Source organism: Methylobacterium oryzihabitans (assembly GCF_004004555.2).
GTDB lineage: Bacteria > Pseudomonadota > Alphaproteobacteria > Rhizobiales > Beijerinckiaceae > Methylobacterium > Methylobacterium oryzihabitans.
Map to the genome: position 1 here is coordinate 102176 of NZ_SACP01000017.1, position 21351 is coordinate 123526.

General features: G+C 73.7%; 17 protein-coding genes and 1 pseudogene. 12 read left to right on the forward strand and 6 right to left on the reverse strand.

Annotation, left to right across the window (positions count from 1 at the left end; translation table 11 throughout):
* Positions 1-55: 55 nt before the first annotated feature.
* The 3 genes from EOE48_RS17785 (at position 56) to EOE48_RS17795 (ending at position 5013) form a co-directional block, all read left to right on the forward strand.
* On the forward strand, positions 56-1447 hold the full coding sequence (locus EOE48_RS17785; protein ID WP_127731565.1) for an amidase: 1392 nt from the start codon (positions 56-58) through the stop codon (positions 1445-1447).
* Between the two features lie 389 nt (positions 1448-1836).
* Positions 1837-3807 carry an SDR family NAD(P)-dependent oxidoreductase gene (locus EOE48_RS17790; RefSeq protein ID WP_127731567.1) on the forward strand — a complete coding sequence of 657 codons (1971 nt, stop codon included), beginning with the start codon at positions 1837-1839 and terminating at the stop codon, positions 3805-3807.
* Between the two features lie 123 nt (positions 3808-3930).
* Entirely contained in the window at positions 3931-5013 is a 1083-nt protein-coding gene (locus EOE48_RS17795; protein ID WP_127731569.1) for an SMP-30/gluconolactonase/LRE family protein, read from the forward strand.
* Positions 5014-5195: 182 nt separating this feature from the next.
* On the opposite strand, the gene EOE48_RS17800 is transcribed toward EOE48_RS17795, so the two are convergent.
* Positions 5196-6224, reverse strand: coding sequence for an alpha/beta hydrolase (locus EOE48_RS17800; protein WP_127731571.1), 1029 nt, complete (start codon positions 6222-6224; stop codon positions 5196-5198).
* Between the two features lie 227 nt (positions 6225-6451).
* On the opposite strand from EOE48_RS17800, the gene meaB reads away from it, so the two are divergent.
* Together meaB and EOE48_RS17810 are read left to right on the forward strand one after the other, a co-directional pair.
* On the forward strand, positions 6452-7432 hold the full coding sequence (meaB, locus tag EOE48_RS17805) for a methylmalonyl Co-A mutase-associated GTPase MeaB (RefSeq protein WP_127731573.1): 981 nt from the start codon (positions 6452-6454) through the stop codon (positions 7430-7432).
* Positions 7433-7860: 428 nt separating this feature from the next.
* Positions 7861-9294: an FAD-linked oxidase C-terminal domain-containing protein gene (locus EOE48_RS17810; protein ID WP_127731575.1), complete on the forward strand. Its 1434-nt coding sequence runs from the start codon at positions 7861-7863 to the stop codon at positions 9292-9294.
* 41 nt (positions 9295-9335) lie between these two features.
* Here EOE48_RS17810 and EOE48_RS17815 read toward each other — a convergent pair whose 3' ends face one another.
* The 4 genes from EOE48_RS17815 to EOE48_RS17830 all read right to left on the reverse strand — a co-directional run bounded on the left by EOE48_RS17815 (position 9336) and on the right by EOE48_RS17830 (position 13657).
* Complete coding sequence (locus EOE48_RS17815; RefSeq protein ID WP_127731577.1) at positions 9336-10619, reverse strand: amidase; 1284 nt, start codon at positions 10617-10619, stop codon at positions 9336-9338.
* Entirely contained in the window at positions 10616-11422 is an 807-nt protein-coding gene (locus EOE48_RS17820; RefSeq protein WP_127731579.1) for a hypothetical protein, read from the reverse strand. The genes EOE48_RS17815 and EOE48_RS17820 overlap by 4 nt, the downstream gene beginning before the upstream one ends.
* Before the next feature lie 8 nt (positions 11423-11430).
* Positions 11431-12111 carry a DUF2848 domain-containing protein gene (locus EOE48_RS17825; protein WP_127731581.1) on the reverse strand — a complete coding sequence of 227 codons (681 nt, stop codon included), beginning with the start codon at positions 12109-12111 and terminating at the stop codon, positions 11431-11433.
* A gap of 244 nt (positions 12112-12355) precedes the next feature.
* A complete protein-coding gene (locus tag EOE48_RS17830) occupies positions 12356-13657 on the reverse strand; it encodes an MFS transporter (protein ID WP_246154566.1) in 1302 nt (433 codons plus the stop codon).
* Positions 13658-13790: 133 nt separating this feature from the next.
* Between EOE48_RS17830 and EOE48_RS17835 the strand changes: the two genes are divergently transcribed.
* The 4 genes from EOE48_RS17835 to EOE48_RS17850 all read left to right on the forward strand — a co-directional run bounded on the left by EOE48_RS17835 (position 13791) and on the right by EOE48_RS17850 (position 16860).
* Entirely contained in the window at positions 13791-14444 is a 654-nt protein-coding gene (locus tag EOE48_RS17835; RefSeq protein WP_127731585.1) for a GntR family transcriptional regulator, read from the forward strand.
* A gap of 69 nt (positions 14445-14513) precedes the next feature.
* Complete coding sequence (gene dut / locus EOE48_RS17840; RefSeq protein ID WP_127731587.1) at positions 14514-15032, forward strand: dUTP diphosphatase; 519 nt, start codon at positions 14514-14516, stop codon at positions 15030-15032.
* 236 nt (positions 15033-15268) lie between these two features.
* Positions 15269-16318 (forward strand): HD-GYP domain-containing protein, encoded by a 1050-nt coding sequence (locus EOE48_RS17845; protein WP_127731589.1) that lies wholly within the window; start codon positions 15269-15271, stop codon positions 16316-16318.
* Between the two features lie 26 nt (positions 16319-16344).
* Positions 16345-16860 (forward strand): hypothetical protein, encoded by a 516-nt coding sequence (locus EOE48_RS17850; RefSeq protein WP_127731591.1) that lies wholly within the window; start codon positions 16345-16347, stop codon positions 16858-16860.
* A gap of 81 nt (positions 16861-16941) precedes the next feature.
* On the opposite strand, the gene EOE48_RS17855 is transcribed toward EOE48_RS17850, so the two are convergent.
* Entirely contained in the window at positions 16942-18369 is a 1428-nt protein-coding gene (locus EOE48_RS17855; protein WP_127731593.1) for an EAL domain-containing protein, read from the reverse strand.
* Positions 18370-18610: 241 nt separating this feature from the next.
* Here EOE48_RS17855 and EOE48_RS17860 point away from each other — a divergent pair, with 241 nt between their 5' ends.
* From EOE48_RS17860 to EOE48_RS17870, 3 genes and pseudogenes are all read left to right on the forward strand, one after another.
* Complete coding sequence (locus tag EOE48_RS17860; protein WP_127731595.1) at positions 18611-18844, forward strand: heavy-metal-associated domain-containing protein; 234 nt, start codon at positions 18611-18613, stop codon at positions 18842-18844.
* 111 nt (positions 18845-18955) lie between these two features.
* Positions 18956-20776 (forward strand): sensor histidine kinase, encoded by a 1821-nt coding sequence (locus tag EOE48_RS17865; protein ID WP_127731597.1) that lies wholly within the window; start codon positions 18956-18958, stop codon positions 20774-20776.
* Between the two features lie 85 nt (positions 20777-20861).
* Positions 20862-21351 (forward strand): annotated as a pseudogene (locus tag EOE48_RS17870) (peptidoglycan-binding domain-containing protein); the annotation flags it as partial.

The following is a 21351-nucleotide window of genomic DNA, read 5'->3' on the forward strand; positions in this document are numbered from 1 at the left end:
GCCGGCACGGGTCGTGAATGATCGCGGGCGACCACTCCACCCGTTGCGGACCGCGATGAGCCAGAACCCCGCCGACCTCTCCGCCACCGACCTCCTCGGCCTCTACGCCCGCCGCGTCCTGTCGCCGGTCGAGGTGATCGACGCCGTCATCGCCCGGGCGGAGGTGCTGGAGCCGCGGCTGAACGCCCTCTACGCCTTCGCGCCCGAGGCGGCGCGGGCGGCGGCGCGGGAGTCGGAGGCGCGCTGGATGCGCGGCGCGGCGCTGGCCCTCGACGGCGTGCCGGCGACCGTGAAGGAGAACATCGCCACCCGCGGTGTCCCGATGCCGCTCGGCACCGCCGCGCGCCGCGACGTCGCCCCGAGCCCGGTCGACGCCCCGCCCGCCGCCCGCCTGCGCGAGGCCGGCGCGGTGATCTTCGCCAAGACCACGATGCCGGATTACGGCATGCTGTCGTCGGGGCTCTCGAGCTTCCATCCGCTCACCCGCAACCCGTGGAACCCGGCCTTCGGCCCGGGCGGCTCCTCGGCGGGGGCCGGCGCCGCCGCGGCGGCCGGCTACGGGCCGCTCCATCTCGGCACCGACATCGGCGGCTCGATCCGCCTGCCGGCCGGCTGGTGCGGCATCGTCGGCCACAAGCCGAGCCACGGCCGGGTGCCGATCGACCCGCCCTATTACGGCCGCTGCGCCGGCCCGATGACCCGCACCGTCGCCGACACCGCGCTGGCGATGCGCGAGCTGAGCCGGCCGGACGAGCGCGACGCCACCGCGCTCCCCGTGCAGGACATCGACTGGCTCGGCCTCGACGGGCTCGACCTCAGGGGCCTGCGCCTCGGGCTGATGGTCGAGCCCGGCGCCGGCCTGCCCGTCGATCCGACGGTGCGCCGGGTGATCGAGGCCGCCGCCGGCCTGCTGGCCGAGGCCGGCGCGATCGTCGAGCCGGTCGCCCCGATCCTGACGCCGGCGATGCTGCACGGCCTCGACCTGTTCTGGCGCCAGCGCGCCGTCCTCGACATCGACGCCCTCGACGCCGAGCGCCGGGCCGCGGTGCTGCCCGGCATCGTCGCCTGGGCCGAGGGCGGGCGCGGCCTCAGCGGTCCTGCGGTGTTCCACGGCCTGAGCCAGATGGCGGCGATGCGCGACGCCGGCCTCGCGGCGATCCGCCCGCACGACTTCCTGATCGGCCCGGTGGCGCCGATCGCCGCCTTCAAGGCGGAGCTGGCGTGGCCGACCGACGACCCGGCCCGGGCGATGGAGCACATCGCCTATACGGTGCCGTTCAACATGTCGGAGCAGCCGGCGGTCTCGGTTCCGGCCGGGACGACGCCCGAGGGCCTGCCGATCGGGCTCCAGATCGTCGGCAGGCGCTTCGACGATCACGGCGTGCTGCGGCTGGCGGCGGCGTTCGAGCGGCTGCGGCCGGCGCTGCCGGCCTGGCCGGTGGTGTGAGAGGAGTCTCGCTCCACCCGGTTCGGCCGTGCCTGTTTGGATCCTCTCAGGATCATCCCCCCTTTCCGGGTCCGTTCCGGACCTGCGCGCATGCAGCGTCAGCGGAATGCGACCCGGGATCCAGCGCAAGGAATGCCGCGAAGCGGCTCAGCTTGTCAGAACTGTGGCTGAGTACGGACGCTGCGCGACTCATTATGCTGGTTCCCGGATCTCCTTCCGCTGTCGCTCCAGTCGTCCGGGAAAGGGGGAGTGCACCCCCGACAGTTCCCCAAGGGGACTTCGAGGCCGAGGCGGTCGCCTCCTGACGCGCGGCCGAACCGCGAGGCCCGCCCCGCTGACGCCGCGTTGACAGCGCAGGGACCGCGGCCGATACCGCGGCCGGTCCCCCGATGCCCAGACAGCTCCTCAAGACAGCGACGATCATCGCCCACGACCTCGTGGCGACGGCCCTCGCGGTGATCCTCACCTTCGTCATCCGCTTCGACGGCCCGATGCTCGCCGAGCGGATCGGGCACCTGCCGCTGCTGCTGCCGCCCTTCGTGGCCCTCGCCGCCCTGGTCTACCGGCATTTCGGGCTCTACCGCTCCAAGTGGCGCTTCGCCTCGCTGCCCGACCTCGCCGACATCGTGCGGGCGGTGTCGGTGCTGTGCCTCGTGCTGCTCGTCGTCGACTACCTGCTGGTGTCGCCGGTGGCGTTCGGAATCTACTTCTTCGGCAAGATCGCGATCGGGCTGTATTTCGTCCTGCAGATCTTCCTGCTCGGCGGGCCGCGCCTCGCGTTCCGCTACCTCAAGTACAGCCGCACCCGCCAGAACCTCGCCCGCTCCCCGGCGACGCCGACGCTGCTGCTCGGCCGCGGCGGCGATATCGAGGTGGTGCTGCGGGCGGTCGAATCCGGCACGGTGCGCAAGCTCGCGCCGCTCGGCATCCTGTCGCCGCGGCCGGAGGAGCAGGGCCAGACCCTGCGCGGCGTGCGGGTGTTCGGCGGGTTCTCCGACCTGGAGCGGATCGTCGCCGACTTCGCCGCCCGCGGCATCGCCGTGCGCCGCCTCGTCGCGACGCCGAGCGCGCTCGCGCCGGAGGCCCGCCCCGACGACCTCATCGCCCGCGCCCGCCGCCTCGGCCTGCCGCTCGCCCGGGTGGCCAGCCTCGGCGAGGGCCTGCGCGACGCCGAACTGGCGCCGCTGGAGATCGAGGACCTGCTGCTGCGCCCGACCGTCGCCATCGACCGGCCGCGGCTGGAGCATTTTCTGCGCGGCCGGCGGGTGGTGGTCACCGGCGGCGGCGGCTCGATCGGCTCGGAGATCTGCGCCCGCGCCGTCGCCTTCGGCGCCGCGTCGGTGCTGGTTCTGGAGAATTCCGAGCCGGCGCTGCACGGGGTGCTGAGCCAGCCGGCCCTGGCCCAGGGCGAGGCCGAGGTGACGGGGACCATCGCCGACATCCGCGACCGCGAGCGGCTGTTTTCGGTCCTGGCGGCGTTCCGGCCGGACTACGTCTTCCACGCCGCGGCGCTCAAGCAGGTGCCCTACCTCGAGCGCGACTGGACCGAGGGCATCAAGACCAACGTGTTCGGCTCGGTCAACGTCGCCGACGCGGCGCTCGCGGCCGGGGCCCGGGCGCTGGTGATGATCTCGACCGACAAGGCGATCGAACCGGTGTCGCAGCTCGGCGCCACCAAGCGCTTCGCCGAGATGTACGCGCAAGCCCTCGACGCCCAGAATGCCCTCGATGCCCGGCACAGGGCGGACGGCGCCCCGCGCCTCGTCGCGGTGCGGTTCGGCAACGTCCTCGGCTCGGTCGGCTCGGTGGTGCCGGTGTTCAAGGCGCAGATCGCCCGCGGCGGCCCCGTCACCGTCACCCATCCCGACATGGTGCGCTACTTCATGACGGTGCGGGAGGCCTCCGACCTCGTGCTCACCGCCGCCTCGCACGCCGACCGCGAGGCGCGGGAGGCGGCGGCCGGCGACCAGCGCGCCGCCGTCTACGTGCTCAAGATGGGCCAGCCGGTGCGCATCCGGGACCTGGCCGAGCGGATGATCCGGCTCGCCGGCTTCGAGCCCGGCGTGGACATCGAGGTCGTCACCACGGGCGCCCGGCCGGGCGAGCGGCTGAACGAGATCCTGTTCGCCCACGACGAGCCGATGGTGAACCTCGACGGCATCGACGGCGTGATGGCGGCGCGTCCGATCTTCGCCGACCGAGGCCAACTCGAACGCTGGCTCGCCCGGCTCGACGCCGCGGTGGCGGCCGGCGACCGCGGCGCGGCCGAGGGGGTGTTCGAGGAGGCGATCCCCGACTTCGCCCGCCGGCCGGGAGCCGCCTGCGCCCCGGAACCGGCCCTGCGCCCGGCCCTCACCTGAGCGGCCGGCGATGCGGGTTTTGCATCGCCGGATACCGTCTTTGGATTGGAGCGCGAACCGCCCCGCTCCGTAAGCTCCCGGAAACCGCACGGCGACGCGCCGGCGAGCCCGGGAGGACACCGCATGACCACGACACGGCGCAGCCTGCTGGGAGCCGCCGCGGCCCTGGCCGCCCTGCCGCGCGGGGCCCGCGCCCAGGCATTCCCGTTCACGCCCAACCAGCGCTACCCCGACCCGGCGGTCGAGATCCTCGATCCGGGCTTCGCGAAGTACCGGATCTACAGCAGCACCCTGGAGCAGCTCGCCAGCGGGATGCGCTGGGCCGAGGGACCGGCCTACTTCCCCGAGACCGGCACCCTGCTGGTCAGCGACATCCCCAACAACCGGATCATGCGGTACGACGAGGCGAGCGGCCGGTTCTCGGTGTTCCGCAGCCCGTCGAACTACGCCAACGGCAACACCCGCGACCGGCAGGGCCGGCTCGTCACCTGCGAGCATTCGGTGACCCGGCGGGTGACCCGCACCGAGCGCGACGGGTCGCTCACCGTGCTGGCCGACAGCCACGCCGGCAAGCGGCTCAACGCGCCCAACGACGTGGTGGTGAAGTCCGACGGCTCGGTCTGGTTCACCGACCCGCTGTTCGGGATCAACGGCAACTGGGAGGGCTTCAAGGCGCAGCCCGAGCAGGCCGGCACCTTCGTCTACCGCATCGACCCGGCCGGCGGCCTGACGCCGGTCGTCACCGACCTCGTCAACCCGAACGGGCTCGCCTTCTCGCCCGACGAGTCGAAGCTCTACGTCGTCGAGTGGAAGGGCACCCCCAACCGCAGCATCTGGAGCTTCGACCTGCGCCCGGACGGCACGGTGGCCAACAAGACGAAGCTCATCGACGCCGCCGACCAGGGCGCGCTCGACGGGTTCAAGGTCGACCGCGACGGCAACCTGTGGTGCGGCTGGGGCAGCAACGGCGCCCTCCAGGCCGAGCCGGCGGAGGTCGGCGGGCGCCGGGTCTACGGTCTCAGGGGCCAGCCGGAGGATCTCGACGGCGTGATGGTGTTCGACCCGAGGGGCAAGGCGATCGGCTTCATCCGCCTGCCGGAGCGCTGCCCGAACCTCACCTTCGGCGGGCCGAAGAACAACCGGCTCTACATGGCGAGTTCGCACTCGCTCTACGCGCTCTACGTCGAGGCGCACGGGGCGGTGTGACAGTCCTCGGCGGTGACGAATCGCAACCGGTTCCATCTGTCCGCGCCGGTGAACGAACCTTGGGGCTCAGGGCCTCACAGGCGGACCACGGCACGTCGTGCGCGTTCTCCTCGCCCCGCTCTCGCGGCGAGGAGAAGGCTCGCGCTCCTCACCACACGCGAGCGGGTCGCCCGTCTGCGCCCCTACCGGCCGTGCTCGCGCGCCACCGCGCGCTTGACCACCTGGAGCACCTCCGGGTTCGACAGGAACAGATCGTGGTTGATGAGGCCGCTGCCGTACTCGGAGGCGTCGGCCACCCGCACGCCGAGGGCCTCCAGGCGCTCGCGGTCGGCGGCGCCGGCCCGCATCACGCCGCCGGCGATCCGGCTCGACAGGCCGAGCGCCCGGTCGTTGGTCGACGAGATCACGGTGATCTTGGCGGCGTCGGGGCCGAGGCGCTCGACGCCGCTGGTGAACAGGTCGATGTCGATGTCGGGGGCGGCGAGCACCACCGCGCCGATCTTCGTCATCGCCCCCTCGCCGGCATCGGCCCGCAGCATGCGCAGGGTCTCGAGCGTCAGGAGCGTGCCCATCGAGTGCGCGACGATGTGGACGCGCCCGCCGCTCGTCGAGGCGGCGACCGCCCGCAGCAGGTCTTCGAGGGCGTCGCGCGACCACAGCGCGCTCTCGCGGTCGTAGCCGTAATCGAAGGTCGAGGCGGCGGACGGCCAGGTGAACAGCGCCGAGGCGCCGTGGAAGCGGATGCCGTCCGAGAGCTGGGCGGCGCTGAGGGCGGCGGATTCGAACGACTCGCGGTAGCCGTGGACGTAGAGCAGCACGTCGCGGCCCAGCGCCGCCTCGGCGAAGGCGGTGGCGGCGGCCGGACCCGTCTCGACCCGCGGCACGCCGGCGATCGCCCAGTCACCGGTGACCACCGACGACACCTTGCCGATCAGCGAGCGGTCGGGCGCCGTGAGCCGCACCGGGGCGAAGGAGAGGCCGCGGCCGCGCTGGTCGCCGAAATAGGGCGGCCGGTTCGGGTCCTGGGCCGGCCGGCGGGTGGTGGCGACGAGGAGGAGCGGGCTGACGTCGAGGGCCGACTGCTTCTCCGGCACCGCGACGGTGCCGGTCATCAGGGTCTCGCCGAAGCAGCCGCCGAGGGACAGGGCGGCGAGGGAGGCGCCCGCGAGCCGGACCATCCCGCGGCGCGTCGGCCCGATACGCTGTGTCATCACCCCTCGCCCATCCCGTTCCTCCGGCCGTGCCGGCGCCCGTGCTTTCGAGGCAAGAGATGCGGCACCATCGTGGCCGGGTCACGGCGCCGCCGCGGTGCCGGGCGCCGGACGGGCCGGCTGTGTCCGGGGCGACACGGGACGGGCGTGGACAACCGAGGCCCCTCCCCCAAAGGCCGCCTCGGCGGGGCCTCGACGCCGCCGCGGCCAGCCGGCACAACGGAGCCATGACGCGCTCGCCGGCTCCCGACCTCGACCAACTCCTCCAGGGCAACCGGGCGGCCCTCGCCCGCGCCATCACGCTGGTCGAATCGAAGCGGCCCGACCACCGCGCCACCGCCCGCGCCCTGCTCGATGCGGCGCTGCCTCATACCGGCAACGCGGTGCGGGTCGGCATCACCGGCGTGCCCGGCGTCGGCAAGTCGACCACCATCGACGCGCTCGGCGCCAACCTGACCGCGCGCGGGCACCGGGTGGCGGTGCTGGCCGTCGATCCGAGCTCGACCCGCACCGGTGGCTCGATCCTCGGCGACAAGACCCGGATGGCGCGGCTCGCCGCCGATCCCAACGCCTACATCCGCCCCTCGCCGTCCTCCGGCACGCTGGGCGGCGTCGCCGCCAAGACCCGCGAGACGATGCTGCTGTGCGAGGCCGCCGGCTTCGACGTGGTGCTGGTCGAGACCGTCGGCGTCGGCCAGTCCGAGACGGCGGTGGCCGACCTCACCGACTTCTTCCTCGTGCTGATGCTGCCGGGGGCCGGCGACGAGCTGCAGGGCATCAAGAAGGGCATCCTCGAACTCGCCGACATGATCGCGGTCAACAAGGCCGACGGCGAGGACGGTCGGCGGCGGGCGGGCGCGGCCGCGGCGGAGTACCGGGCGGCCCTGCACATCCTGACACCGGCGAGCGCCACCTGGACGCCGCCGGTGGTGACGGTCTCCGGCCTCGCCAACCAGGGCCTCGACGCCCTGTGGGACAACGTGCTGGACCACCGCCGCAAGCTCACGGCGACGGGCGAGATCGCGGCCCGGCGCCGGGAGCAGGACGTGAAGTGGATGTGGGCGATGGTCCACGAACGGCTGCACCAGCGCCTCACCGGCAGCGCCGAGGTGCGCCGGCAGACCGCCGAGGCCGAGCGCGCCGTCGCGGCGGGCGAGCAGTCCGCGGCCGCCGGCGCCGACCGGATCGCCGAAATGATCGGGCTGTGAGGAGCGGTTCCGGCTTGAAAAAACCGGCGATGTCACCCAAAGTCAACGGGTGAGAGCCCGCGGTGGGCAAGACCGCGAGCCCTCTTGTCTGGCGACTACCAGCGAAGCCCGATCGTGATGGTCAGAGACCATCCGGTCGGGTTTTTCGCGACGGTGATCGTCACGATCGGCCAGCCGATCATGCCATGCTCACCTCCTCCCCGGTCATGCCTGCTCGAACGGCGGCGGTCGGCGGTTCCGCCGCAAGCCCCGCTGCCCCGGGACCCTCGCGACCGGGAAGGATGTTGCCCGACATCGCAAAGTGACACGCTTGACCCTGCGGCATCAAGCACGACGGCGGGCCGCATCGCGCCGGGACCGCGGGCGGGCTATATGGCGCAGGGACAGCCGGAGCCCGCGCAGGCTCCGCCGCCCGCGAGGAGACGCCCATGACCATCGCCTTCCCGGTTCCGGATCCCGCCATCCTCGCCCGCCGCGACGCGATCATCGCGGGGCTGCGTCCGCTGGTCGCCGCCGAGGCGCTGGTGACGAGCGAGGACGAGCGTCGCGCCTTCGAGACCGACGGGCTCACCGCCTACCGGCAGATGCCGCTCGCCGTGGTGCTGCCCTCGACCACCGAGGAGGTCGCGGCGGTGATGCGCTACTGCCACCAGCAGGGCGTGCGGGTGGTGCCGCGCGGGGCCGGCACCTCGCTCGCCGGCGGCGCCATCGCCCAGGAGGACGCGGTGATCCTCGGCGTCGCCAAGATGAACCGGGTGCTCGCCGTCGACTTCGCCGACCGCACCGCCCGGGTCCAGGCCGGGATCACCAACCTCGCCATCAGCGCGGCCGTCGCGCACGAGGGCTTCTTCTACGCCCCCGACCCGTCGAGCCAGCTCGCCTGCACCATCGCGGGCAACATCGCGATGAATTCGGGCGGCGCCCACTGCCTCAAATACGGCGTCACCACCAACAACCTGATGGGCGTCACCCTGGTGATGGTCGACGGCACGGTGGTGGAGATCGGCGGCGACCACCTCGACAGCGCCGGCTACGACCTGCTCGGCCTGATCTGCGGCTCGGAGGGGCAGCTCGGCATCGTCACCGAGGCGAGCGTGCGGATCCTGCGCGCCGCCGAGGGCGCGCGCCCGGCCCTGATGGGCTTCGGCTCGGTCGAGGCGGCGGGCGCCTGCACGGCGGCGATCATCGGCGCCGGCATCATCCCGGTGGCGATCGAGTACATGGACCGCGAGGCGATCACGATCTGCGAGGCCTTCGCCCATGCCGGCTACCCCCTCGACGCCGAGGCGATGCTCATCATCGAGGTCGAGGGCTCGGACCAGGAATGCGACGCGATGCTGGCCCGCATCTGCGAGATCGCCGCGCCGTTCGCGCCGACCAGCCTGAAGGTGTCGCAGTCGGAGGCCGAGAGCGCGGCGATCTGGAAGGGCCGCAAGTCGGCCTTCGGGGCGACCGGCCGAATCTCCGACTACATCTGCATGGACGGCACGATCCCGACCGGCCGGCTCGCCCACGTGCTGGAGCGCATCGGCGAGATCACCCGGTCCTACGGCCTGCGCTGCGCCAACGTCTTCCACGCCGGCGACGGCAACCTGCACCCGCTGATCCTGTTCGACATCAACACGCCCGGCGAGATGGAGAAGGCCGAGGCCGCCGGCGAGGACATGCTGAGGCTCTGCGTCGAGGTCGGCGGCTGCCTCACCGGCGAGCACGGCGTCGGCATCGAGAAGCGCGACCTGATGACCGTGCAGTACAACCAGGCCGACCTGCACCAGCAGATGCGGGTGCGGGCGGTGTTCGACCCGGCCTGGCTGATGAACCCGGCCAAGGTGTTTCCGCTCGAAGGCCGCATCGCCGCCTGAACCCAGGCGGGGCCGGAGCGCCGCTCCGGCCCCGGGCGGCTTCAGCCCAGCACCGCCTCGACCCCGGCGCCGATCTCCAGCAGGCGCCGGTCCTGGCCGTGGCGGGCGAGCAGCATCAGCCCGGCCGGCAGGCTCAGGTCCGGCATCGGCAGCGACAGGCCGCAGAGGTCGAACAGGTTGCCGACCATGGTGTTGCGCAGCATCAGCAGGTTGGTGCGGTTGAAGGCGTCGTCGGCCTCGACCGACGCGATGGTCGGCGCCGGGGTCGCGGTCGCCGGCAGGGCCAGGACGTCGAGGTCGGCGAGCCGGGTGTCGCAGTCGCGGATCAGCCCGGCGCGGGCGCGCATCATCCGGATGTAGGTCCCGGCCTCCATGGAGCGGCCGCGGGTGATGCGGGCATGGACCCGCGGGTCGAAGGCCGCCATCTCGGCATCGAGCCAGTCGGCGTGGATCTCGTAGGCCTCGACGGCGGCGATCGGCGCGGCGGCCGTCGCCTCGGTCATCCGGGCGAGCAGGTCCTCGATCGACGTGTCGACGACGCGGGCGCCGGCGGCCGAGAGCCGGGCGAGCGCCGCCTCGAACGCCGCGGCGACGGCCGGGTCGGTCTCGGTGAACAGGATCCCGCGCGGCACCCCGACCCGCAGGCCCGCGAGGGAGGCCGTGCGCAGGGGCGCCGGCTCCTCGCCCGCCATCACCGCGTCGGCGGCGGCGCAGGCCGCGACGGTGCGGGCGAGCGGGCCGATCGAATCGAGGGAGGGCGAGAGCGGGAAGGCGCCGTCGAGCGGCACCCGCCGGGCGGTCGGCTTGAAGCCGACGACGCCGTTGAGCGAGGCCGGGATGCGCACCGAGCCGCCGGTATCGGTGCCGATGGCGATGTCGCTGGTGCCCGTCGCCGCCGAGACGCCGGCGCCCGAGGACGAGCCGCCCGGCACCCGCGACGGGTCGGCGGCGTTGCCGGGCGTGCCCCAGTGCGGGTTGAGGCCGAGGCCCGAGAACGCGAACTCGGACATGTTGGTCTTGCCGACGATCACCGCGCCGGCCCGGCGCAGGCGGGCGACCACGGGAGCGTCGGCGGCGGCCGGAGCCGCCTTGCGCCGCAGCGCCGAGCCGGCCGTCGTCGGCTCGCCGGCGACGTCGAACAGGTCCTTGATCGACACGATCGCGCCGTCGAGCGGCCCGAGGGCGATGCCCGCCCGGCGCCGGGCATCGGCCGCGTCCGCCGCCGCCCGGGCGGCCTCGGGGTAGAGCAGGGTGAAGACCGGGCGGCCGGCATCCGCCGCGATGGCGGCGAGGCGGCGTTCGAGGTCGTCGCGGATCGTGGTCATCGGGAGGGCTCCAGGGGGTGGGCGGAACGATGCCGGGCGGCGAGCAGGATCGCGCCGTTCCAGGCGACGGAGATCAGGAGGGCGAGGGACAGGGCCGCCGCCGCGCCGAGGCGCTCGACCGTCAGGGCGAGGCCCGCCAGGGCGACGACGAAGCCGGCGAGGCCGGGCAGGCTGAGGACGAGCACCCGCGCGGTGGCGGGGCCGCCGATGCGCGGGTGCAGGATCACCGCGAGGCTCACCATCACCACCGGCGCCAGCGCCAGCACGCCCGCCGCCGCCGGCCCGGCGGCGCGGCCGACGAGCACCACCGCGGCGACGAGGGTCATGACGATGCCGGCCCGGATCGCCACGTCGCGCCGGCGCCCGGGCCGGCGGGGCACCGCGCCGCTGCCGCGCAGCGCCCGGCCGGCGGCGAGGCAGGCGCCGAGCACCAGAACCGCCATGACGACGGCCTCGGCGAGAGTGTGGGCCAGCGCCCGCAGCAGCGGCACCGCGGCGACCCAGACCAGGAGCCCGGCGCCGAGGCTGACGGCGAGGCCGCGGCGGCGGGCGAGGCCGGCATAGGCGAGGATGAACAGGCCGGTGGCCGAGATCGCCGGCAGGCTCGCCACCGCGGCCTCGCGCAGGAAGTCCGGCTCGTGGTCGAGGGCGAGGAAGACGTAGGCCGGACCGGCCGAGAGCGGCAGGGTCGCGATCATCGCCCCGACCAGCGGTCCGGCCCGCTCGACGCCGTAGGACGCGATCACGACGACGGCGGCGCTCGCCACCATCTTGGCGGCGAGGACGAGGAGGAAGGCCCCCATCGGCGGGCTCAGGCGACGACCGGCATGACCGCGACAGCATAGGCGTGGCGCAGGGTTCGGCCCAGCACCGGATCCTCCAGTTCCATCTCGAACCGGGTCGAGGGGCGGATGCCGCCGATCGCCCCGAGGGTGCCGCCGAACATCACCGTGCCGGGGGGCAGGTCCGGCCCGCCGGGGCGGCGCTGGATCAGATCGCCGGGGGTGCGCAGGGAGGCGAGCGTGCCGTCCTGGTAGAGCACGCGCTCGCCGTCGATGGTGGCGTAGGCGCGCATCACGAGGGAATCCCAGTGCGGCTCGACCTCGTCGAGGCGCCACAGCTCGGGGCCGACCGGCTTGCCGCAGAGCTGCTTGGAGAGCGCGATGCCGACCGTCTCGGCCTTGCGGTCGGTATGGTCGGAGCCGAGGCCGAGCCACAGCCCGTCCGCCAGCGACAGGATCACCGGCTCGACCTCGCCGGAACTGTCGGGCCCGAGCACCTCGAGCACCGGCGCCTGGGTCAGGGTGGCGGCGGCGGCCCGGTAGTAGACCGGGACCGAGGACGGGCGCGGCACGCCGATGGCGGCGAGTTCCTCGATGTGGTGGCGGATCGCCGCCTCGTCGCGCCCGGCCCAGCCGGCGATGACGAGGGCGGTCGGGGCGAGCGCGATGGTGTCGGTGCGCGCGCGGGTGTGGCGGGTGAAGGTGAGCATGGGAGGGGCTCCTCGGGTGGCGCCCGACCCTCCCCCCTCTGCGGGGGAGGGTGGCGAGCGGAGCGAGCCGGGAGAGGGGAACCACGGTTCCGAATTCGGCTCGGCTGACGTGCAGGGCGCTCGCTGGATCAGCGTCGCGTTCCCCTCTTGCGGGACTATCGTCCCGGCCCGCCCCGCGCACGAGTGCTTCGCACTCGCAGCGGGGCACCCTCCCCCGCAGAGGGGGGAGGGTTCGGGTGTCTTATCAGGCCGTCTTCGGCGCCAGCCGCGCCGCGCCCTCGCGCCAGCGGGCGAAGCCGAAGGTGAGGATCGCGGCCAGCAGTTCGAGACCGGCGACGAAGTACAGGCCGTTGCTCGACGAGCCGGTGTACTGCGTCGAGAGCCCGACGGTGTAGGGCGCCAGGAAGCCCGCGAGGTTGCCGATCGAGTTGATCGCCGCGATCGCGCCCGCCGCGGCGGTGCCGGCGAGGAAGGTCTGCGGCAGCGACCAGAACACCGGGAACGCCGCCAGGATGCCGACCGCCGCGACGGTGAGCGAAGCGAGCGCCAGGGTCGCCTGCCCGATCAGCGCCGCGGTCGCGGCGAGCCCCGCCGCCGCCACGAGGCCGGCGACCGCGCAATGCAGCCGGCGCTCGCCGGTGCGGTCGGAATGGGCGCCGTTCCACACCATCGCGATCGTGCCGGCGACGAACGGGATCGCGGCGAGGAAGCCGATGGCGATCGGGTCGCGCACGCCGATCTCCTTGATGATCGACGGCGTCCAGAACGCGATCGTGGCGTTGCCGCTGACGATGCAGAAGTAGATCAGGGCGCACAGCCAGACCCGGCCGTCGCGCAAGGCCGCGGAAAAGCTCGCCTCCTTGCCGGCCTGCCGGCCCTCCTCTGCGACCCGGGCCTCCATCGTGGCGGCGACGGGCTTCGACAGCCAGCCGGCCTCGGTCGGACGGTCGGGCAGGAAGCGCAGCACCGCGAAGCCGGCGAGCACCGAGGGGATACCCTCGAGGATGAACAGCCACTGCCAGTTGGCGAGCCCGAGCCGCCCGCCCATCGTGCCCATGATGATGCCGGCGAGCGGCCCGCCGATCACGCCCGCCACGGCGAACGAGGTCATGAACAGGCCGTTGATCTTCGAGCGCCGCGCGCTCGGGAACCAGTAGGTCAGGTAGAGCACCACGCCGGGGAAGAACCCGGCCTCGAACACCCCGATCAGGAACCGGATGGCGTAGAACGCCCATTCCGACTGCACCCAGGCCAGCGACATCGAGGCGAGGCCCCACAGGATGGTGATGCGCGCCAGCGTCCGGCGGGCGCCGATCTTCTCCAGGAGCAGGTTGCTCGGCACCTCGAACAGGAAGTAGCCGAGGAAGAAGATGCCGGCGCCGAAGCCGTAGACCGCCTCGCTGAACTTGAGGTCGGACAGCATCTGCAGCTTGGCGAAGCCGACGTTCACCCGGTCGATCCACGCCAGGATGAACAGGAAGACCAGGAACGGGATCAGCCGCAGGGTCGCCCTGCGGTAGCCCTCGTCGAGGTCGGCGGCACTCACTGGGGTCTCCATCCTGTCCATCGCTCGTCTCCCGGGCCGGTGCGGCCGCTGCGGCGTTGGCTCTGCAAGTAGCATGCCTGTGAAATTTCACAATCCGTGATAAGCGCGGCAGGGAGCGGACGGGGAGCAGGGAATGGAAGGCGGGCCGGAGGCGCTGTCGCAGAACGAGCGGGCCTATCGTCGGCTCAAGGACGACATCGTGGCCCTGCGGCTGAAGCCGGGCGACGCCCTCAACGAGGCCGGCCTGTGCGCCGAGTTCGGCATCGGCCGCACGCCGGTCAACAAGGCGCTGCACCGGCTGATGCACGAGGGGCTGGTGCGGATCCTGCCGCGCAAGGGCGTGCTGGTACAGCCGCTGTCGATGGACGAGTTCGCCGACCTGATCGCGGTGCGCCGCCTCGTCGAACCGGCCTGCGCCGCCCTGGCGGCCGGGCGCATCACCGACGAGGAGGCCGCCGCCCTGGAGGCGCTGCTGGACGCGGCGCCGGCCGACGCGCAGGCCCTCGACGCGGTGCTGGACGGCGACCGGCGCTTCCACGCCGCCATCGCGCAGGCATCGCGCAACGGCGTCCTTGCCGACGTTCTGGGCAGCCTGCACGGCCGCTCGGTGCGCTTCTGGGCGCTGTCGCTCGCCACCGGCGGCCACCTCGCCGAGGTCGCGGACGAGCACGCCCGCATCCTCGCCGCCCTGCGGGCGCGCCGGCCCGACGAGGCCGCCGCCGCGATGGAGGCGCATATCGACTCGTTCGCCCGCACCCTCGCCTCGCGCCTCGGGGCGGGCGGCTGACCGGTGCGCTGGCCACCGGGCGCCCGCCCGGGGCATACGGGGCCGGACGAGCAAGGGGGACGACCGACCATGACCGATCACCCGCGCCCCGGGACCGCGCCCGCGACCGGCGAGGGCGGCCTCGCGGTCGACCTGCGGATCCTCGACACCCGCCTCGGCGGCTGGGGATTCCCGCGCTGGGGCTCGGCGCTGGCCGCCGGGCTCGACCTGCATGCCTGCCTGGACGAGCCCCTGACCCTCGCGCCGCAGGCGGTGCCGGTGCTGATCCCGGCCGGCTTCGCGGTGGCGATCCGCGATCCCGGCTGGTGCGCCCTGGTCTGCCCGCGGTCGGGCCTCGGCCATCGCGGCCTCGTGCTCGGCAACACGATCGGGGTGATCGACGCCGACTACGAGGGACCGCTGATGCTGTCGGTGTGGAACCGCAGCCCCGCCGGGACCGAGCCGCTGGAGGTCCGGCCGGGGGACCGCATCGCCCAGCTCGTCTTCACCCGGGTGGCGCGGCCGTCGCTGCGGATCGTCGAGGCGTTCGCGCCCGGCGCCGAGGGCGGACGCGGCGCCGGCGGCTTCGGCTCCAGCGGCCTGCGCTGAGCCCGATGCGCCGCGACAGGGCGGAAATCACAGGTCGGCCATCGGTTTCGCTTCCGCAACCACGGGCAGGAACCGAGGTCCATGCGTAGTCCGCAGCGGCCTCAACATGGCTCCGCGGGCCGAATAGGCTTGACGATGCCGGACCCGTTCGGGGTTTAAAGGATTCTTTATCGGGACCGGCCAATTGTCGGCATGTCCGGGCGATCGGGGCCGGATCCTGGCTGCGAAAGGATGCCATGACCAGTCGAGCGGAGCCTTCGGTCGTGGTCGTCACCCGCCGGCAGGATCCGGCTGTCCTCACGCGCATCTTCGCCCCGGCCTTCCCGACCGTCGCCCTCGGCGGCGCCGCCGAGGCCCGCGCGGCGCTCGCCGACCAGAGCCCGGACCTCGTGCTGATCGAGGACGAGGCCGGCCTCGACGGGCCGGCGCTGATCCGCGACCTCAAGCAGCGCCCGCATCTCGGCGCGACCTCGATCATGCTGATCGCCGGCGACGACGCCGAGGAGAGCCGGCGGCGCGGCCTCGAGGCCGGGGCGACCGACGTGATCGTGCCGCCCCTCGACGGAGTCGACCTCCAGATCCGCGGCCGCAACCTCGTCGCGCTGGCCCGGGCGCAGGCGCGGGCGACCGCGCACGGGCGCGACATGGCCCGCCAGATCGAGGCGGCGGCTGCCGACAGCCGCGACCGCGAGCGCGAGATCATCCACCGGCTGATGCTGGCGGCGGAGTTCCGCGACGACCAGGCCGGCGACCACCTGACCCGGGTCGCCGCCTGCGTGATCGCGATCGCGGACGGTCTCGGGCTGAGCGAGGCCGAGGCCAACGACATCGCGCTGGCCTCGACGATGCACGACATCGGCAAGATCGGCGTCGCCGACAGCATCCTGCGCAAGCCCGGCCCGCTCAGCGACGCCGAGCGCACCGAGATGATGCAGCACGCCCTGCGCGGCTACCAGATGCTCAACGGCAGCCCGTCGCGGCTGCTGCGGATGGCCGCCGAGATCGCCCTCACCCACCACGAGCGCTGGGACGGCACCGGCTACCCGCAGGGGCTGAAGGGCGAGGCGATCCCGCTCGCCGGCCGCATCACCGCGGTGGCCGACGTGTTCGACGCCCTGATCTCGGCCCGGCCCTACAAGCAGGGCTGGCCGCTCGACCGGGCCCGCCGCTTCCTGGAGGAGCAGTCCGGCAGCCATTTCGACCCGGCCTGCGTCGCCGCCTTCCTGTCGCGATGGGACGAGATCGTCGGGCTGGTCGAGGAGCGCCCGGTCGGCTGGGCGGCCTAGAAGCGCGAAGCAGCGGACGGCGCACAATGAATCTGTCTGAGGACGCGCTTTGCGAAATATTTGCCGATGCGGTCAAGGACAGAGACGATTTTCGCCTTTGGCTACTAAGCAAAACAAAGTTTTTTGGCGAAGCGTCCGGCTGCAGGCTTCTTCACGAAGAGCAAATGTCTATTCGCCCCCGCCGGAGATGGTGGCGACATTGGTGGTGCCATGTTCCAGAATTGAACAAAGACCGCGAGACGGATATTTTTATGGTATTTGAAGCGGCGCCTTCGCAACGTCGATTTGCCCTTCACATCGAGAATAAGCGGGACAATTATAAATTTAGCGATGGACAGGCTTCTGCTTACGCGCCGCGCGCCCGACATATGCTGAACGATCCGCGCTTCTTGTCCCACTCCGACTTCCAGACGATCTTGCTAGCGCCGACAAGCTTTCAAGCCCGTTACGAGGCCGACGCCGCCCTCTTTGATATCTTCATCTCCTATGAGGAGACCGCTCGCTTTCTGCCCGCCTTCCAGGGCACACGAATCTCGAACTGATACACTACCGGAAATCGAAGTCGCTCAAGCGCCGCGCGGGCTGGCGATACGATTTCCGGAACGAATCGTCCGGAAATCGTATCACACCGCCCGCCGCAGGAAGTCGCGGAACGGGCGCCGGGCCGGTGCGGGGTCGTCGCCCGGCGGCGGGGCCGGCTCGGGCTCGGCCGCGGCGGGCGGGGACAGCACCTCCGGCCGCACGATCCGCGGCGGCGAGAACACGCTGCCCTGGGCGAGCGGCAGGTCGAGGTCGATGAGGTCCGGCACGTCGGCCTCGCGCTCCACCCCCTCGGCGACGAGCCGCACCCCCGACCGGGCGAAGGCCGCGACGAGGTCCTCGGCGCCGCGGCCGGCCTCGCGCAGCAGCAGCTCGACGCCGACCTTGGCGTGGCCGACGCCGCGGGCGGCGAGGGCGGCGGGATCGAGCCGCAGGTCGATCGCCCGGTCGAGGGCGAGGCCGATCCGCTCGCGCAGGGCGGCGAGCGCGCCGGCCTGCTCGGCGTCGAGGGTGCGCCAGCTCCGCTGCGGCAGCGCCAGGATCAGCCGGCCCGCCAGTTCCGGATGCAGCTCGACGAGGCGGCCGACCGCCCGCAGGAAGCCGGGCTCGAACAGCGAGTGCGGCGACAGGGCGTAGGCGACCGCGGCGTCGCTGCCGCGCACCGCGAGGTGGCGGCTCACCGCGGTGACGCGGGCGAGCATCAGCCGGTCGAGCTCGGTGGTGCGGCCGTGGCGCTCCAGCACCGGCATGAACTCCGCCGGGACGAACCGCTCCTCGCCGAGGCGCAGGCGGGCGAGGGCCTCGTAGAACGCCACCTTGCGCTGCGGCAGGCTGACCACCGGCTGCAGATGGACCTCGAGGCCGCCGTCGAGGGCGTCCAGGATGTCGCCGTCGCGCCGGGCCTCGGCCTCGGCCCGGCGGCCGGCGCCCGGCACGAGCGGCGGGAGCGCCGGCTCGGGCACGAACCGGCGCGGCACGGCGCCGTCGCGGGGCAGGATCGCCGGAGGCGGCGGGGCGACGGCGGCCGGCGGCGGCACCGGCGGCGCCGGGCGGGGGGGCGGCGCCGCCTTGAGGCGGGTCAGTTCGTCGTCCTGCGCCGCCACCGCGACCGCGAGTTCGCGCACGATGCCGCCGAGGAGGCCGATCTCGGCCGTCACCTCCGACAGGCCCTCGACGAGGCGGGGATCCGCCGCCGGCACCGGCGCCGGGACGGCGGGAGCCGCCTCCGCCGCCCGCCGCTCCAGGGCGAGCAGGCGCTGCGACAGGGCGTCGAGCTCGCCCGACAGCGTCTCGGCCTGGACCGCGAGGCGGCGCGCCCGCCGCAGCGCCAGCACCGCCACGGTGCCGGAGACAAGCGCGGCGCCGAGCCCGAGACCCGCCGCGACCGCGAGGGCGGGGGCGGCCAGGAACGCAACCACGAGGCACAGGCCGCTCCCGAGGAGCGCGGCGAGGCTGAAGGCGACCCGTCCCGCGGAGGACCCGCCGGCGGGCCGGCGGCTGGTGGGGGTCATCGGCGGTTCCGTACCCTGTGGCGAGAGCGCCGGGGGCCGCGCGGCCCCGGCCGAAATCCGGTTGTCGCCGACCCGCCTCGGCGGAGCAAGCGGCGCGCCCGCCGTTCCCCACGGCTTTCCCGCCCGGCGCCGCCGCGGCGGGCCCCCTCCCCGCCTCGTCCGAGGAGCCCCTTGCCGGGCGGCCGGGCCGGCCCGACATCCCGGCACGCGGCGCGACGGCCGCGGGACGACGGAGGCCGGGATGGCGGCAACGGGCGAGAACGACCGCATGGAACTGCTGATGCGGGTCGAGGGCATGACCTGCCAGGGCTGCGTCGCGGCGGTGACCCGGGCGATCCGCCGCCTCGATCCGGGCGCCGAGGTCGGGGTCGACCTCGGGTCCGGCCGCGTCGCGGTGACGACCGCCGCGGAGGCGCTCGACGTCGCCGAGGCGCTGCGCCGGGCCGGCTACGACGCCCGGGCGATGACCGGCTGAGACGCCCCGGCGGCGCAGCCATAACGATCGTTTAAGCGCACGGTGCGAGGCTCCGGGTCTGTGGAGTCGAAAGGGCGCGGGGGCTCCGTCCATCCGCGCTGGAGTGGCTGTGTGCGTAACTACAGTGCCCTCGCGTCTCTGATCGATACCCGGCTGACGGGCCTCGTTCACGAGTCGGTCGCCGGCGACCCCCAGGAGCGGGCGCGCCACGAGCGCTTCCTCGTGTCGCGGCTGGCCACCGGCGTCGTGATGATGGCGATGATGCCGCCCTACCTCTTGTGGCGCGGCGTGCCCTCCGGTCTCGAGGCCGCGGCGGCGATCTGCCTGATCCTGCCGGTGGTCGCGGCCCTGGTGCTCGCCCGGACCGGCAACCTCACGCTCGCCCACGGGATTTCCTCCGCCGCCCTGACCGGGCTGATCGTCTGCCTCGCCGCGCTGACCGGCGGCCCGACCTCGGCGGCGAGCATCTGGCTCGCGATGATCCCGATCGAGGCGCTGATGGCCGGCTCGCGCCGCGCCGCGCTCTCGGCGGCCTGCTTCGCGGTGACCGGGGCTCTCGCCATCGCGCTGATCGAGCCCGACGGCAGCCGGCTGATGGTCGCGTGGTCGACCGCGGTGGCGATGCCGATCTTCGCCATCACGGCGATCTGCCACGCGCTGGCCTTGTCGATCGAGAGCCTGCGGCGGGAGGGGAGCTGGAGCGACCGGCTGCGGGCGGCCTCGGCGCGCAACGCGCTGCTGCTCGAGGCGATCGACGACCTCGTCACCTGGCACGACCGCAACGGCACCGTGACGCAGGCGAGTCCGGCGGCGCTCAAGCTCGCCGGCGCGGCGCCCGAGGCGCTGCTCGGCCGCGGCCTGCTCGGGCGGGTCCACGTCTCCGACCGGCCGGCCTTCCTCAAGGCGATCAGCGACGCCGGCAGCCGCGCCCTGCCGGTGACGGTGCAGTTCCGCCTCCACGTCGAGCGCGAGCCCGGGCGCCCGGGCGAGCCCGGCGGCGTGATCTGGGTCGAGATGCGCGCCCACCGGGTCACCGAGGCGGCGGGCGCCGGGAGCGCGCCGGCCGTCGTCGCGGTGACCCGCGACGTCTCGGCCCATCACCGCCACGCCGAGGAGCTGGAACTCGCCCGGGCCGAGGCCGAGCGGGCGAACGAGATCAAGAGCCGGTTCCTCGCCACCGTCAGCCACGAGCTGCGCACGCCGCTCAACGCGATCATCGGCTTCTCCGAGATGCTCGGCGCCGAGGCGACCTACGGCCTGCCGCCGGAGCGCCGGCGCGAATATGCCGGGCTGATCCACGATTCCGGCCACCACCTGCTCGAGGTCGTGAACGGGCTCCTCGACATGTCGAAGATCCAGAGCGGGAACTTCGACGTCGCGCCCGAGCCGTTCGACCTCAGGGGCCTCGTGCGCGGCTGCTGCGACCTGATGCAGTTGCGCGCCCACCAGGGCGGGCTGCAGCTCGGCTGCGAGATCGCCCCGGACCTGCCGGAGCTGATCGCCGACCCGCGCGCCTGCCGGCAGATGGTCATCAACCTTCTGTCGAACGCCGTGAAGTTCACCCCCCGCGGCGGGCGGGTGACCGCTTCGGTGCGGCGGGTCTACGACCGGATCGAGATCGCGGTCTCGGACAACGGGATCGGCATCGCCGAGTCCGACCTGCCGCGGCTCGGCGACCCGTTCTTCCAGGCCGGCCCCGGCGCCAGCGGCTACGGCCGCCCGCACGAGGGCACCGGGCTCGGCCTGTCGGTGGTGCGGGGCCTCGTCGGGCTCCACCACGGCGAGATGGTGATCGAGAGCACAGTGTCGCGCGGCACCCGGGTGGTCGTCACCCTGCCGCTCGACTGCCGCGGCAGCCGCGATCCCGGCCAGCCGGCCGCGATCCGCACCGCCCCGCTCGTCGCCGAGCCGGCGCTGCTGCGCAGCGCCTGAGCCCCGATCCCCGGCTGCTGCGCAGCGCCTGAGCCCCGATCCCCGGCTGCTGCGCAGCGCCTGAGCCTCCATCCCAGGAGACACGATGCCCGAGGCCCCCGCCCGGCGAGACGAGACCGAGCGCCTGGCGGCCGAGCCGCGGCCGGCGCCGCGCCCCCGCGTCGTCGCTCCGCCGGCCCGGCGGCCGGCTCCCCGGAGCGGCGCGGCGCCCGCGCTGCCGGGCCTGCTGCACCGGGCCGGGGCGGTCCTGCGCCACCCGGCCGGCGTGGTCGGCACGCTGCTCGGGATCGGCGCGGTCGCGGCGGTGGCGACCAACGCCCTGACCTTCCAGTCCGGCCGCCACCCGGCGCCGCTCTTCGCCAAGGCGCCGCCCGCGGCCGGGGGGGCCGGCAAGTCCACATCCGGCAAGTCCGCATCCGACAAGTCCACATCAGACAGGTCCGCGGCCGGCAGGTCGCCGCCGGCGGCTCCGGCCCGCGAGGCCGCGGCGGCGCCGGGAGAGACGGCCCGGGCGGCCAAGCCCGCGCCGGACGGCATCGGCGACCTGATCCGCGGCGACACCCAGACCACCGCCG